This is a genomic window from Mesorhizobium sp. M7D.F.Ca.US.004.01.2.1 (assembly GCF_003997785.1).
In the GTDB taxonomy this organism is placed as follows: Bacteria; Pseudomonadota; Alphaproteobacteria; order Rhizobiales; family Rhizobiaceae; genus Mesorhizobium; species Mesorhizobium loti.
On sequence record NZ_RZRQ01000028.1, the window covers coordinates 19,909 to 32,739 of the forward strand.

15 protein-coding genes and 1 riboswitch are annotated in these 12,831 nt (G+C 62.4%); of the genes, 7 read left to right on the forward strand and 8 right to left on the reverse strand.

Going from position 1 to position 12,831, the window contains the following annotated elements; all coding sequences use genetic code 11:
• Positions 1 to 65: 65 nt before the first annotated feature.
• The 5 genes from EN993_RS07280 to EN993_RS07300 all read left to right on the forward strand — a co-directional run bounded on the left by EN993_RS07280 (position 66) and on the right by EN993_RS07300 (position 3,858).
• Entirely contained in the window at positions 66 to 1,592 is a 1,527-nt protein-coding gene (locus EN993_RS07280) for a DegQ family serine endoprotease (RefSeq protein ID WP_127262793.1), read from the forward strand.
• A 152-nt stretch (positions 1,593 to 1,744) separates the two neighbouring features.
• Complete coding sequence (locus EN993_RS07285) at positions 1,745 to 2,356, forward strand: sulfite oxidase-like oxidoreductase (RefSeq protein ID WP_127262794.1); 612 nt, start codon at positions 1,745 to 1,747, stop codon at positions 2,354 to 2,356.
• Positions 2,353 to 3,099, forward strand: a complete 747-nt coding sequence (locus EN993_RS07290) for an FAD-binding oxidoreductase (RefSeq protein WP_109666864.1) — start codon at positions 2,353 to 2,355, stop codon at positions 3,097 to 3,099. Before EN993_RS07285 ends, EN993_RS07290 begins: the two co-directional genes overlap by 4 nt.
• Positions 3,100 to 3,223: 124 nt before the next feature.
• Complete coding sequence (locus EN993_RS07295; protein WP_109667693.1) at positions 3,224 to 3,457, forward strand: AbrB/MazE/SpoVT family DNA-binding domain-containing protein; 234 nt, start codon at positions 3,224 to 3,226, stop codon at positions 3,455 to 3,457.
• Complete coding sequence (locus EN993_RS07300; protein WP_109666861.1) at positions 3,454 to 3,858, forward strand: type II toxin-antitoxin system VapC family toxin; 405 nt, start codon at positions 3,454 to 3,456, stop codon at positions 3,856 to 3,858. Before EN993_RS07295 ends, EN993_RS07300 begins: the two co-directional genes overlap by 4 nt.
• A gap of 22 nt (positions 3,859 to 3,880) precedes the next feature.
• Here EN993_RS07300 and EN993_RS07305 read toward each other — a convergent pair whose 3' ends face one another.
• The 8 genes from EN993_RS07305 to EN993_RS07340 all read right to left on the reverse strand — a co-directional run bounded on the left by EN993_RS07305 (position 3,881) and on the right by EN993_RS07340 (position 11,611).
• The gene (locus EN993_RS07305; RefSeq protein ID WP_109666859.1) at positions 3,881 to 5,356 is read right to left on the reverse strand and encodes a nucleotidyltransferase family protein; all 1,476 of its coding nucleotides are present in this window, start codon (positions 5,354 to 5,356) and stop codon (positions 3,881 to 3,883) included.
• On the reverse strand, positions 5,353 to 6,045 hold the full coding sequence (locus EN993_RS07310) for a glycosyltransferase family A protein (RefSeq protein ID WP_245468679.1): 693 nt from the start codon (positions 6,043 to 6,045) through the stop codon (positions 5,353 to 5,355). Before EN993_RS07310 ends, EN993_RS07305 begins: the two co-directional genes overlap by 4 nt.
• Positions 6,030 to 6,782, reverse strand: coding sequence for a glycosyltransferase family A protein (locus EN993_RS07315; protein WP_109667690.1), 753 nt, complete (start codon positions 6,780 to 6,782; stop codon positions 6,030 to 6,032). Before EN993_RS07315 ends, EN993_RS07310 begins: the two co-directional genes overlap by 16 nt.
• A gap of 55 nt (positions 6,783 to 6,837) precedes the next feature.
• The gene (locus EN993_RS07320) at positions 6,838 to 7,590 is read right to left on the reverse strand and encodes a glycosyltransferase family A protein (RefSeq protein ID WP_164548555.1); all 753 of its coding nucleotides are present in this window, start codon (positions 7,588 to 7,590) and stop codon (positions 6,838 to 6,840) included.
• Positions 7,587 to 8,636, reverse strand: a complete 1,050-nt coding sequence (locus EN993_RS07325; protein ID WP_127262795.1) for a serine kinase — start codon at positions 8,634 to 8,636, stop codon at positions 7,587 to 7,589. The genes EN993_RS07320 and EN993_RS07325 overlap by 4 nt, the downstream gene beginning before the upstream one ends.
• Before the next feature lie 44 nt (positions 8,637 to 8,680).
• A complete protein-coding gene (locus EN993_RS07330) occupies positions 8,681 to 9,139 on the reverse strand; it encodes a PqqD family peptide modification chaperone (RefSeq protein ID WP_245468680.1) in 459 nt (152 codons plus the stop codon).
• Between the two features lie 91 nt (positions 9,140 to 9,230).
• Positions 9,231 to 10,331 (reverse strand): hybrid-cluster NAD(P)-dependent oxidoreductase, encoded by a 1,101-nt coding sequence (locus EN993_RS07335; RefSeq protein WP_109666850.1) that lies wholly within the window; start codon positions 10,329 to 10,331, stop codon positions 9,231 to 9,233.
• A gap of 32 nt (positions 10,332 to 10,363) precedes the next feature.
• Positions 10,364 to 11,611, reverse strand: a complete 1,248-nt coding sequence (locus EN993_RS07340) for an aromatic ring-hydroxylating dioxygenase subunit alpha (protein WP_127262796.1) — start codon at positions 11,609 to 11,611, stop codon at positions 10,364 to 10,366.
• 113 nt (positions 11,612 to 11,724) lie between these two features.
• Positions 11,725 to 11,927: riboswitch (cobalamin riboswitch) on the reverse strand.
• Positions 11,928 to 12,431: 504 nt separating this feature from the next.
• Between EN993_RS07340 and EN993_RS07345 the strand changes: the two genes are divergently transcribed.
• Positions 12,432 to 12,632 carry a DUF680 domain-containing protein gene (locus tag EN993_RS07345; protein WP_109666845.1) on the forward strand — a complete coding sequence of 67 codons (201 nt, stop codon included), beginning with the start codon at positions 12,432 to 12,434 and terminating at the stop codon, positions 12,630 to 12,632.
• A gap of 71 nt (positions 12,633 to 12,703) precedes the next feature.
• Positions 12,704 to 12,831, forward strand: a 128-nt coding sequence (locus tag EN993_RS07350) for a DUF680 domain-containing protein (protein ID WP_127262797.1), incomplete at its 3' end; no start/stop codon positions are given.

Consider the following 12,831-nt stretch of genomic DNA (forward strand, 5'->3'; position numbering starts at 1 on the left):
TGGCTGGCTTTCCTGACATGGGAGCGGCCACGGCGACGGATCAACTCTCGCCCGGACAAACGACCATGTCAGATATCCTTCGCAGACATCGCGTCGCGGCCTTGCTGGGCGCTGCGCTGATCATATCCCCCTTCGTCATGTCTTTCGCCCAAAGCGCGGGCAACGCCGTTCCGACAACCCAGACACCTGTCGCCGGCATCACTGCGCCCAACGGCTCGTTCGCCCCCATCGTGGCCGCCGACAAGCCGGCGGTGGTGACGGTTACCACCGTCATGAAGGCACAGCCGGAAAGCACGGACGATGGCGTGCCTCTCGGCAACTCGCCATTCGACGACTATTTCCGCCAGTTCTTCGGCGACCAGGGCATGCCCGCTCCGCGCACGCCGCCGCAGGAACAGGCACAGCGGGCCGAAGCACTCGGCTCCGGCTTCATCGTCGCCTCCGATGGCACCATCGTCACCAACAATCACGTCATCGATGGCGCCTCTTCGATCAAGGTGACGCTCGACGACGGCACCGAACTTCCCGCGACGCTCGTCGGCCGAGACGCCAAGAACGATCTCGCCGTGCTCAAGATCAAAGCCGGCAAGTCCCTGCCGACGGTCAAATGGGGTGACTCCGACAAGTTGATGACCGGCGACCAGGTGCTGGCGATCGGCAATCCGTTCGGCATCGGCACCACGGTCACCGCAGGCATCGTTTCTGCACGCGGCCGCGACCTGCACAGCGGACCGTTTGACGACTTCATCCAGATCGACGCCCCGATCAATCACGGCAATTCCGGCGGTCCGCTGGTCGATGTAAACGGCAATGTCGTCGGCATCAACGCGGCGATCTATTCGCCTAATGGCGGCAGCGTTGGTGTGGGTTTCGCCATTCCGTCGGATCAGGCCCAGAAAGTGGTCGCCAAGCTGATGAAGGACGGTTCCATCCAGTACGGCTATCTCGGCGTCGAGATCCAGCCGGTGACGCCGGATGTGGCTAGCGCCATTGGGCTCGATCATCCTGGCGGCGCGCTGGTTTCGCAGGTCAATGACGGCTCGCCGGCGGCAAGCGCCGGTGTCCAGACAGGCGACGTCATCACCAGCTTTGCCGGGCAGGACGTGAAGGATCCCAAGGACCTGTCGCGGGCGGTCGCCGATGTCGCGCCCGGCGCCAGGGAGACGCTGGACGTATGGCGCAAAGGCAAGGCGGTACAGATTTCCGTCGCTGTCGGCCGCAACACCGACGATGTGAAGACCGCGTCGGCGGACGACGGGTCCGGCGCGCCAAGCGCCGAGCAAGGCTCGCGCCTTCCAGCGATGGGGCTTGGCCTGATGGACATCACCCCCGACATCCGCGAGCAGATGAATCTCGCCGACAATCAACGTGGCGCGGTGGTTGCCAGCGTCAATCCCGACAAGGCTGCCGCGGCTTCCGGCATCCAGGCCGGCGACATCATCGTCGCCGTCAATCAGGTGCCGGTGAAGAGTGCCAGGCAAGTGACGCAGGCGATCGCCCAGGCCGGCAAGTCCGGCCGCAAGTCGGTGCTTCTGCTGGTCGAGCGGGACGGCGGCCAGATCTATGTCGCAGTGCCTTTCGCCAATGGCTGAGACGTGGCGTTGACGTGAACGCAGGACCGGCGGGGTTCGTCGGTGACGAGCCCCGCCGGCCTCTGCCGTCAAAGATTTCGGTTGCCCGCCACGACATCTTCGAGAACATTGCATCAGGCCGATAGTGGTCTGATGCAATGGGGATTGCCGCGATGGTCACCCGGGGTTTCTCTTCAGGACGGCGCCCACCAACCGATGACGATGCGCGCATACCGCCCGGCCAATATCTCGAACAGGGCTTTCCAGTGCTGTCGGCCGGTCCCACGCCGCGCGTGGGCACGCAGGATTGGTCATTCACTCTGAAACATGGGCCACGGCCGATCAAGAAATGGAACTGGGCCGAGTTCAACGCGCTGCCGCAGACCAAGATGACGCGCGACATCCATTGCGTGACCGCATGGACCAAGTTCGACACGTCGTGGCAGGGCGTGCTGGTCGACGATATCCTTGCCGACGCGGGTTTGGAGCCGCCGACCGGCTTCACGCTGGCGCACGCGTTCGACGGCTACACGACCAATGTGCCGGTCAAGGATCTCACCGCCGGCAAGGCCATGGTGGCGCTGCTTTACGAAGGCAAGCCGATCACGCCGGACCATGGCGGCCCGGCAAGGCTGCTCGTTCCACATCTCTATTTCTGGAAGTCGGCCAAATGGCTGAACGGCCTGCAATTCACCACTCGCGATGAACCCGGTTTCTGGGAATTGCGCGGCTACCACATCTATGGCGATCCATGGCGCGAGCAGCGCTACACGGACGATCCATGAGCGATGCGGCAGCAGTGCAATCGCCTTGGCAGGTAGCCAGGATCGTCCGCATCGAAAAGCGCACGCCGCGTGTCACCAGCTTCTTTCTCCAGCCGTCTCGGCCCTTTGCCTATCGCGCCGGGCAGCATGTCGACGTCAGGCTGACGGCGCCGGACGGCTATCAGGCGCGCCGCTCCTATTCCATCGCCTCCGCACCCGAGAGTGGCGGCGTGATCGAACTGGCGATTGAAAAACTCGACGACGGCGAGGTTTCGCCCTTCTTCCATGAGGTCGCGGCAATTGGCGACGAAATCGAACTACGCGGGCCGCTCGGCGGGCATTTCGTCTGGCCAGAAGATGGGAATGGCCCGCTTGTGCTGGTCGGCGGCGGTTCGGGCGTCGTCCCCTTGATGTCGATGGTTCGCCATCGCGCCGCGCGCAATTCGAGCGTGCCCGTTGTCCTGGTCTTTTCAGCCCGGGTCTGGGACGAAGTGATCTTTCGTGACGAACTGATCACCCTCGATGATCGCCAGGACGGCTTCGATCTGGTGCTGACGCTGACGCGCGAGGCCGCACGCCGTCCCGCCGATTATTCGCGGCGGGTGGACGTTGCGATGATGGCGCAAGCGATGGCGCGGCTGCCCGAGCCCCCCGGTCTCGCCTTTGTCTGCGGCTCCAATGCGTTCGTTTCCGCCGCCGCCCAGGCGCTGATCGATGCCGGCGTTGCAGCGGAAAACATTCGCACCGAACGGTACGGAATTTGAACGGACGTTGCTAACGCATGACGTCTTGGCTCTGACTGTTCGGTCGGGGCCTGATGCTTCAAGCATTGAAATTCGACCCACAAGGTAATACCTTGCTGAAATATGGTATTACCAGGGAATGAAGATGGCCAACACCGTTACCGCAAAGGGACAAGTGACCATTCCGAAACCGGTCCGCGATCTGCTGGGGATCGTTCCGGGCAGCAAGGTCGATTTCCGGCGCGCCGCCGATGGCAGCGTGGTGCTGGCTCGTGTTGACAAAAAGCCGCCTGCGAGCCGCTTCGCCAAGTTGCGCGGCCATGCCGGCGAGGGGCTCACGACCGACGCGATCATGGCGCTGACGCGTGGCGAAGCGTGACCTTCGTCGACACCAACGTTCTGCTCGACCTTGTCACGGACGATCCCAATTGGGCGGACTGGTCGGTTGCGCAGCTTGAGGCCGCGAGCCTTGATGGGCCGTTGCTGGTCAATGATGCGGTCTATGCCGAACTTGCCGTTCGCTACATCCGCATCGAGGATCTCGAGGCCTTTCTGGATGCGGCCGGTCTCGAAATGGCTCCGATGCCAAGGGCCGCGCTTTTCCTTGCTGGAAAGGTATTTACGCAATACCGCCGATCAGGAGGATCGAGGACCGGCGTGTTGCCGGACTTCTTCATCGGCGCCCATGCCGCCGTCGCCAGGCTTCCGCTCCTGACCCGTGATGTCGGCCGCTACCGGAGCTATTTTCCATCCTTGAGGCTGATCACTCCGAGCCCCTGATGGCTGCGGATGCTTTCGCTCTTCAGCCAACCGGCGAGAACTCCGCCGACAGCAGCTGGAAAGGCAAGGCGCCATAGGCAGCCACTGTGGCCTCGTCGTTCCATTCGCGAAACTGACGCGACGGTCGCGCTTCGAGCGTCAGGGCATCCCGCGCGCCGTCGAGCGTCACCTTGCCGCGAAAATGCAGCACGCGTTCCTTGCCAGATCGCCGGATGGCCATGGCGCGCAGCCGAGCGATATGGTCGTCACCGGCATTGATTTCCATTTCGATGCGGCGTCGGACCGGCGGAACAATGATCCTGACGGTGATATCAAGCATCATGTCGCCGGTCGCTTGCGGACAGGCGATGGCCTGCGAGAACGACAATGGCGCCGGTGCGGCTTGCGGCTTGCGAGCAGCCGGTCTGCCGCGCCAGGCCTTGGCGGGCGGCTCCTGTTGCAACCGGCCCTTCTTCCGCTTCAGGCGCAATTGCTTGGCAAGCCCGCGCGACAGCCAGACAAGGCCGCCGAAATCCGTGCGCGGCTTGGCTTGCAGAACCGACGACCAACGCGACAGGCCAGCCCGGTCGGCCATCTCGAAGATTCTGGCCAGTGTCGGCTCCGGCACGGCAACGCCGATCTCAAAGGCCAGATAGGATAATGCCACCGCCGCCGGAACGGCCAGGCCGCGTCTGCCGACGATGTCGAGGAACACGTCCCAGTCGACGTCTCCGCCATGGATGGCGACGGCGCAATCGACAAGCCAGTCGCTATGGGTGTGGGCGTCGAGGCCGCCATGGGCGATGGCCAGGGTCATGCGATCGGCCGGCGACGGCACGAAGACCGCGACACCGCTGAATTCGGCCGGGATCGCCCGTTGCCAGATCGCCAGATCGTCTTCCGCGCTCGTCTGCGACCCGTCATAGCCGAGCTGGTGCAGGTCGATGTCGCCGAAACGGCCCTTGAAGAAATTCATCGACCGCAGCGACGCCAACCGTGTTTGCAGATATTGCGCGCTGACGCCCGAGGCTATCTGCCAGTCGCGATCGCGCAGGATGTCGAAGGCGGCAGCCATGTCGCGCGGGCGCACCAGTATGTCGATGTCATGCGCCACCCGGCCACGCTGCGCCGACGCATTCAAGGCAATACGGCTGGCGCCCTTTATCAGCATGATGTCGACGCCGCCGTCGGCCATTGCCTTCAGCGCCGGCTCGGCCTCGCGCATCGCCATGCGCGACTTGGTCCACAGCATCTTCTGCAGGCCAACAAGGCGCGGATAGGCGGAATGGCCGGCAAGCTTCCTGCCGAACCTGTCGGAGATGGCAGCGAGCAACCGGTGTTCTCTAAACGAGACAAGGTCGATGTCGTTCTCGTCCAGCCAGCGCGCGGCGCAGCCAGCGGCTGCGCCTTCATCGGAGAGCAGCGCCGCCTTGAGCAACTGGTCGAGCTGGCCGGTCGGCCAGGACCAACCATAGTCCGGGAAGCGACGGCCGATGCGGCGAACAGGCCTGGCTTTCAACGGGAGCCCGCCTTGTTTTGGGCTCGCCGCTGCATGGCGAGCCTTGCCACCTGGAGATAGCCGCGGTCGCGTTCCGGATCGCGGCCATAGGAAAGGCTGCCCGGCCTGATGCGGCGCAATGCAAGTACGTCGTCGAGCATGGCAAGGACAAAGCCTGCCTCACGAACCCGGGCGATCCAGTCGATCATCTCGCCGCGGCCGCCTGGTGGATCGATGATGGGACCGACGGTCGGCACCACCTCTTGGCGGATCATCATCGTCGTGCGCGACCAGCCCGCCACACTGGCCGCCTCGGGCAAATCGGGCCTGTCACCGCGAAACGTCCGCCAGTGCGTAAAAACGCCTGCTGTTGCGGGATGACGGTCGAGATAGCCCAGCTGCTTTTCGATCTTGTCCGCCAGCCACAGGTCGTCGGCATCGAGCGTCGCGACGAACGGAGTCGAGAGTGCGGCAAAACCCTTGGTCGTGGCGCTTCCGGGCCCCGCATTCTCTTGCCGCAGCACCGTCACCGGCAGGTTCATCGCGTCGATCACGGCAGCCGTATCGTCGGTCGAACCGTCATCGACCACGACGATGGTCTCCGCCTTTACCGTCTGGGCCAGAACGGAGTTCAGGGCCGCGCCTATGGTGGCGGCCGCGTTGAAAGCCGGAATGACGACGCCGTAGCCTGCCATTACAGGAATCGCCACTGCGCGAGATCCTTGAAGTCGAAGATTCCCTCCACTCGGCGCAAGTTGGGGTCGGCCCTGCGACGCTTCATCGACTTGTGAATGGCGCGCATGAACTCGCGAAAGGGCACATCGGCTTCCTTGGTCATGTTGCCGGGATGACGCCTGTAGTAGAGAGCCACCGTATCGGGCATAACGTATTTTGCTTGGCTCTCAAAGATACGCAACAGATAGTCGGTGTCCTCGGCCTGTTTGAAGTCCTCGTCGAAGCCGCCGATGCGCTCGATGAGGTCTCGCGCAAAGATCCCGGCCGACAGGTGAATCCCTCGCACGGTGATGGAGTGGCTGTCGGCGGCCGGTTCCAGCGTCTCGCCATCTATCTTGTCCACCAGCGTCATGCGCGAATAGGTCAGGTCGAGGCCAGGATCCTCTTCGAAGCAGGCGAGATCCGCCGTGAAGCGCCCCATCGGGGAGATGTCGTCCGAATCGAGAAACGACACCAGGCGAGTCTGCGGCAGCAACTGTTTCAGCCCGGCATTGCGCGCCTTGGTGACCCCGCCATTGGTCTGCTGGAAAAGACGAATGCACGGGGCCTCGTCGATGAACGACCGCACGACCGCCGCCGAGCCATCGGTCGACCCATCGTCGATGACGATGATGTCGAGATCGATATTTTCGCGTTGCCTAAGCAGTGAGCGCAGCGCGAGGCCAACGAATTGTTCGCGATTGTAGACCGGCATGATGACGCTCAGCCTCATTGGCGACGCCATGACCGTTCCGGGCTTGGCCGATGCGATCCGATCGTGTGGAGCATCATAGCATCTGCCAATCAGCGGGACTCTTCAGTTCGAAGATTCCCTGGACCTCTCGCAGCGACGGATCGGCCTTGCGCCGTCGCATTGACTTGTGGATCGCACGCAAGTGGTTGCGGACCCTGCCACTATGCTCCTTGGTAACATTCCCGGCGTGGCGCCGGTAGTAGATCGCGACGGCGTCCACCAATTCGTAGTTCGGTGCCGTTTCGAAAACGCGCAACAGATAATCAGTGTCCTCGGCCTGCTCGAAATCCTCATCGAACTGGCCCATCCGGTCGACAAGCCCCCTTTTGAACAGGGCGGTGCCCAGCGAAATTCCACGAAGTGTCATCGTGCGGCTGTCGGCTGTCGGCTCCAGCCGCTCGTCGTCGATCCGGTCGGCCAGCGTCATCAGCGAATAGGTCAGCTCGAGGCCGAAATTGGCTTTGAAGCGCGCGAGATCCGTCTTGAACCGCCCGGCCAGCGAGATGTCGTCAGAATCCAGAAACGACACGAACGCGGCGTCCGGCGGCAGTTGCCGCAGCCCGGCATTGCGCGCCTTGGCGACGCCCATGTTGGATTGCTGGAACAGGCGGATGCAGGGGGTCTCGCGCATCATCGAACGAACGGCCTCCGCCGAGCCGTCGGTCGAACCGTCATCGATGACGATGATGTCGAGATCGGCGGCGTCACGCTGCCGCACCAGCGAGCGCAATGCCGAAACGACATAGCGCTCGCGATTGTAGACAGGCATTATCACGCTCAGCTTCATGAAGCGCCCCGCGCGAGAAAGTCCGCGATCGTGCCGGCTATCTCCTGTGGCTGCGTTCCCAGCGACAGACGGTAGCATGGCAGCAGGCGGGTCAGGTCGCTGAAGAAGCGAAAGCCGCTTTCCCGCTCGCCCGGCATCTGCGCAATGCCGGATGGCGCCAAGGCAATCATGGCATCCCTGCGCGACACCGGCATGATCGAACTTGCCCCGCCACCACCGATATGTGGCACCACCAGCGCAACGATGTCCAGAGTGTCAGGCACCGGCCGAGGCGCAATGTCACCAATGTGAAACGTATGCTTGCCTTGCCAGTTAAGCGGACCATGGGCCGGCAGGCGGTTCTTCAGCCCAAGCCGCGCAAACCCCTGGGGATCCTGCTTGAGTGTTGCAAACAGCGGGCAGGCAGTCACGCCGTTGGCGAGGTCGATCAGCACATAATCGTCACCGACGCTGTCCAGGCCGTTGAGGAGGCCGGCAGCGACGGTCCCGGATTTCCCGGCGCCGCCCGCGCCGGCCAGCAGCAAGCCCTTGCCATTGGCGCCGAGCGTGCCGGCATGGGCAAGGCGCATGCCGCGCGCCGCATATTCCCAATGCAGGAAAGCCCGCAGCGGCGCTCCCGGCTCCCACGGTGGAAAGGCGTCGGCCGAGGCCATCAATTGCACGCCAACGCGACGTTGCGGATCGTAGAACTGCCAGAAGTCGAGATCGTGAAAATGGTGGCCACGCAGCCCGGTCTCAGCGAGCCGCTTGGCAAAGCCGTGCTCGGTGAAATGCGCGTCGCCCCACTTGGCCGGCTCGGGGATGCCGGGGATGCCTGGATGAACGATGAAAATGCGGCAACTGGACGTTTCAGGTTGATCGTCCCTGGTCTCGACAAAAGCATGGTCGAGCGCATCCGCCAGCACGCCGGGGCCGAGATGCGCGGTAAGCTCCAGCCGGGGCAGGCGGATCTTGCGCGCGACAGGATTGTATGCGGCCGCGCGCTCAGCGGCGGCGATGAGATATCGGGCGTAATCCGGCAAGGTTTCGAGAGTGACGCGCGACATGGCCAAGTCCAGCGCCCTTCTATCGCGATGCAACCGGCTGCTCGTCAGGATGCCTGCTTGACCGCCGGCCAGCCAACGGGTTCCTCGACCTCATGGATAGGATCCACGATGATGAGGTCCGCCAGGTCGTCGTGAACGCTCACGGTGAGCGGCTCGCTCGTGGCGGCAAGCTCGGCAAGCAATTCGCTGGGCAGCGGCTGCGGTGGCGCATCCAGGCAAACCAGCAGCCCCAGTTCGAGCAATTGCGATACGAAGCCTTCGAGTTCAGCCCGGCCTATCGTCGAGGCGCCAGCGGTCAGCCCGATCAGAACCTGGGCATCGACGCCAGACGATAGCGCTTGCCAGATTCTGCTGCCCGAATCGGAAAATCCGAAATACTTCCCGCTCGAAAGATCGAGCACGACGGCTTCGCCGTCGAAGGATTCAAAAACAATGTCCTTGCTCGAAATTGCGTATACATCGCTATGATGCATTGCTCTTGGCCCCCGCAGCTGCGCGAGCAATCGTCGGTCGGCGCGGCCGCTCAGCTTGTAACGCCTGTAAACGCTCGATTCTTTCTTGGCAAGTCAACGTGCGGCGGCGACTCCAAGCGGATTACGCCTCGATTTCGAGCGCCGAAAGCGGTTTTGAGCAACAGGCGAGGATAAAACCATCGTCGATTTCGTGATCGAGGATGCCGCCATTGTGGCTCATCTCGACGTCGCCCGAGACCTTCCTCACCTTGCAGGTGCCGCACAGGCCGAACTCGCATGCGGCGGGAATGCGCACGCCCGAGGCCCGCGCGGTCTGCAGCACCGTTTGGCCGGCGACGCATTCGGCGTCGACATCCGAAAGCGCGAAACGGATCGGCGTCGCGGCTTCGACGATAATGGCGGCCCCGTTTTCCGCCGGCGAGGTGAACGGGGCCGGGATTTCTTCCACGACAGGTGCCGCAAAGCTCTCCTGATGGAATTTTGTCATGTCGAAGCCGGCGGAGTCCAGCATGCCGCGCACGGCGCGCATGAAGGGATCGGGGCCGCAGCAGAAGATTTCGCGCTCGCGGAAATCGGGCGCCAGCAATGGCAGCCGGATCGCATCGATGCGGCCCATATGGCCGAACCAGCCCTCGCGGCTCGACCGCTCCTCGATCATGAAGCCGAGCGACAGGCCGGGCATACGGCTGCCGAGCAGTTCGAGCTCCTTGCGGAAAATGATCTCTTCCGGGCGGCGCGCGCAGTTGACGAAGCCGACATCGGTCCATGGCGCGCAATCATTCAACCAACGCAGCATCGACATCATCGGCGTCACGCCGGAGCCTGCCGAAATGAACAGATACTTGGCCGCCGGGTGGCTGTGCAGCGAAAAATCGCCGGTCGGCCCATAGGCCTTGACGTGCGAGCCCGGCGTCAGATGGTCGAACATCCAGCGCGTGCCGACGCTGCCCGCCTGCGCCTTCACCGTCACCGCGATCGAGAACGGCCGCGACGGCGAGGACGACAGCGTATAGGTACGCATCAGCGGCCCGTCGGCGGTCGGCAGTTCCAGCGTCACGAACTGGCCGGGCTTGTAGCGGAACCAGGTCTGGTTGTCGGAGCGGAAGGTGAAGGTCTTCACATCGGGCGCTTCGTCGCTGACACCGATCACTTCCAGCACCTGCAGCCTGTCGTTCCACGGTGTCATCTGGTCGAGATGGCGATAGAGGCCAAGATCCGTCATCGCATTCATCCTCTTGTCCCTTTTGTTTTGTGCTAGGCGACGCTGCGCAGCGCCGGCCGGCCGCCCTCGGCAAGGCGCGGCCCGATGAACGACGCGTACCATTCGACGAACTGGATCACGCCACCCTCATGCAGCTCCGAATAGGGGCCGGGCTCATAGGCGGGCGACAGGATGCCGAAGGCGTTTTCCTCGACGATGCGGCGGTCCTGGTCGTTGGTCTCGGTCCAGACATGGGTGAGGTCTTCGATGGTGTAATCGATGCCCTCGACCGCATCCTTGTGCACCAGCCACTTGGTCGTCACCGCCGTTTCCGTGGCGCTGATCGGCAGCACCCGGAACGTCACCGCGTGGTCGATGAGGATGTGGTTCCAGGTCGTCGGATAGTGATAATGCATCAAGGTGCCGATCCGGTCGGCGGAGACAGTGTCGGAGAGGTTCTTCTTCACCGCCAGTTTGCCGGTCATGGTATAGCTGACGGCATCGCGCAGCAGCGGCGCGCGGGTGGCGCGATACTGTCCGGCCGGATCGATGCGGAATTTGCTAGGCAGGCCTGATGCCTCGCATTTGGCCCAGTGCGCGACCATCTCAGGGTCGCTGTCGGCGCCGTTGACGCCGGTCACGGTCGGCGCTTCGGGGAAGGTCTTGCACAACTCGGGATGATTGGCGGCGCAGTGGTAACACTCGCGGTTGTTTTCCCAGACCAGCTTCCAGTTGCCCTTCTCGATGATCGTGCTCTCGAAGGCGATCTTTGCTTCGCGCAAACGGTGCGGCAAAAGATAGGGTTCGATCATCGCCCGCATCGGCGCGAAGTCCGCCGGCTCCTTGGCCAGGCAGATGAAGATGTAGCCGCCGACGCTCTCGCAGGCGATCGGCTTCAGGCTGAACTCACTCTTGTCGAAACCGTCGGCCATCTGGCGGGCAAACAGCAGACGACCGTCGAGCTCATAGGTCCACTGGTGATAGGGGCAGACGAGCTTTGCCGCCGTACCCTTCTCTGTGTTGCAGACGCGGCTGCCGCGATGGCGACAGGAATTGTGGAAGGCGTTGATCTTGCCTTGCTGGTCACGGACAAGGACGACCGGATAGTCGCCGATCTGCACGGTGATATAGCTGCCCGGCTTCGGCAGCTCGCAATCGTGGCCGATGAACAGCCAGTCGCGATACCAGATCAGCTCCATGTCGAGCTTGAAATAGTCCGGATCGGTGTAGAAGGGCTGCTCCAGAGAAAAGCCTTGCCGGCGGCTGTTCAAGAGCATCAGCATGTCGTTGCGGATATCCATGTCCTGTCCTTGCTTTTAAGGACTGAACTGGTGGTGACGGAGGAAGGATTGGACGCAGGCCGGCAATGCGCCGGACATGCACGATCCACCTCTTGACCGCCCACCGCGATCAGTCGAGTTCAAACATCTCGGGCTGGTTTCCGGGCTCTGGAGTTGTCCTTGCGGACCATCGCGACACCTTCCCAGGCAGTTGCCCAGTGGTCTCCCGTTGCGACTTGAACTCCACCACCGTTGCGGGGGCAGCGCCGGATTCTGACCGGCTTCCCAATTCTCCGCCTCGTCGTCACGAAGCGGCACCTGAGATGGCATGATCTAACCACGACAGCGATTTCGACATCGGCATGAAAGCGACATCGTATCCATGCGGCGCGACACGCACGCGAAACGTTCCGGTTGGCGATTGCGGAGCTGAAATCCTATCGCCGCGGCGGCCATTCCCGTCTGCAATCTCCTCGAAACCGACCCCTGACCGGGGTCAAAAAAGGTTAACAGTTTCGAAAAGTGACTATTAGCTCGTTCTAAAATCGAACCGAACGGTTCGTTTCTGTTGACAGTGCGTGCAGGACGGTGTGAACGCCGGCTCAAAAATCGCCCAAGCGGTGAGTACTCGTGATTATACTAACTGTTTGATAAATATTGAAAAAATTATCCCGTGGGGAGTCTGGAGCGCAATTTCAAGCGCCTGATTCATGGTCCACATGGAACAACTTCGTGATTGGAAAAGGCAGACCGGCCCTACCACATCGGGGCTGTCCGAACGACGCGATTTCCTCCCAAGACACGCCGCTAGACGGACGGGAAAAATACTGGAGTACATAAAATGAAAAAGATCATTCTCACTGCCGCCGCCCTTCTGGCCATTTCCGGCAGCGCCTTCGCTAATGGTAGCGACCACTACGGTTCGAACGTCCCCGCAGCCACTGCTGTCGACAGCTCGTACACCGCTTCGATCAAGAAGTCGGAACCGGCTGCTCAGACGCCTGCTCAGGGCAGCGACCGCAACCTCTTCGGCAACCACTAACAGCCGAATCACCAGTTGACGGCGGGCTCGCCCGCCGCCCTGGCGAAATCCAAAAATTCAGGAGACTTGAAATGAAGAAGATCATTCTTGCTACCGCAGCCGTTCTGGCCATCTCGGGTAGCGCTTTCGCCGGCAGCGACAACTTTGGCTCCAATGGCGCCAACCAGCCTGCCGTCACTTCGGTTGACAGCTCATATAC

Excerpts from the sequence above, each read along its gene's own strand:
- EN993_RS07295 (WP_109667693.1), top strand. The coding sequence starts at position 3,224 with ATGGCCAACACCGTTACCGCAAAGGGACAAGTGACCATTCCGAAACCG.
- EN993_RS07335 (WP_109666850.1), bottom strand. The coding sequence starts at position 10,331 with ATGACGGATCTTGGCCTCTATCGCCATCTCGACCAGATGACACCGTGG.
- EN993_RS07280 (WP_127262793.1), top strand. The coding sequence starts at position 66 with ATGTCAGATATCCTTCGCAGACATCGCGTCGCGGCCTTGCTGGGCGCT.
- EN993_RS07315 (WP_109667690.1), bottom strand. The coding sequence starts at position 6,782 with ATGAGGCTGAGCGTCATCATGCCGGTCTACAATCGCGAACAATTCGTT.
- EN993_RS07285 (WP_127262794.1), top strand. The coding sequence starts at position 1,745 with ATGGTCACCCGGGGTTTCTCTTCAGGACGGCGCCCACCAACCGATGAC.
- EN993_RS07340 (WP_127262796.1), bottom strand. The coding sequence starts at position 11,611 with ATGGATATCCGCAACGACATGCTGATGCTCTTGAACAGCCGCCGGCAA.
- EN993_RS07325 (WP_127262795.1), bottom strand. The coding sequence starts at position 8,636 with ATGTCGCGCGTCACTCTCGAAACCTTGCCGGATTACGCCCGATATCTC.
- EN993_RS07320 (WP_164548555.1), bottom strand. The coding sequence starts at position 7,590 with ATGAAGCTGAGCGTGATAATGCCTGTCTACAATCGCGAGCGCTATGTC.
- EN993_RS07345 (WP_109666845.1), top strand. The coding sequence starts at position 12,432 with ATGAAAAAGATCATTCTCACTGCCGCCGCCCTTCTGGCCATTTCCGGC.
- EN993_RS07290 (WP_109666864.1), top strand. The coding sequence starts at position 2,353 with ATGAGCGATGCGGCAGCAGTGCAATCGCCTTGGCAGGTAGCCAGGATC.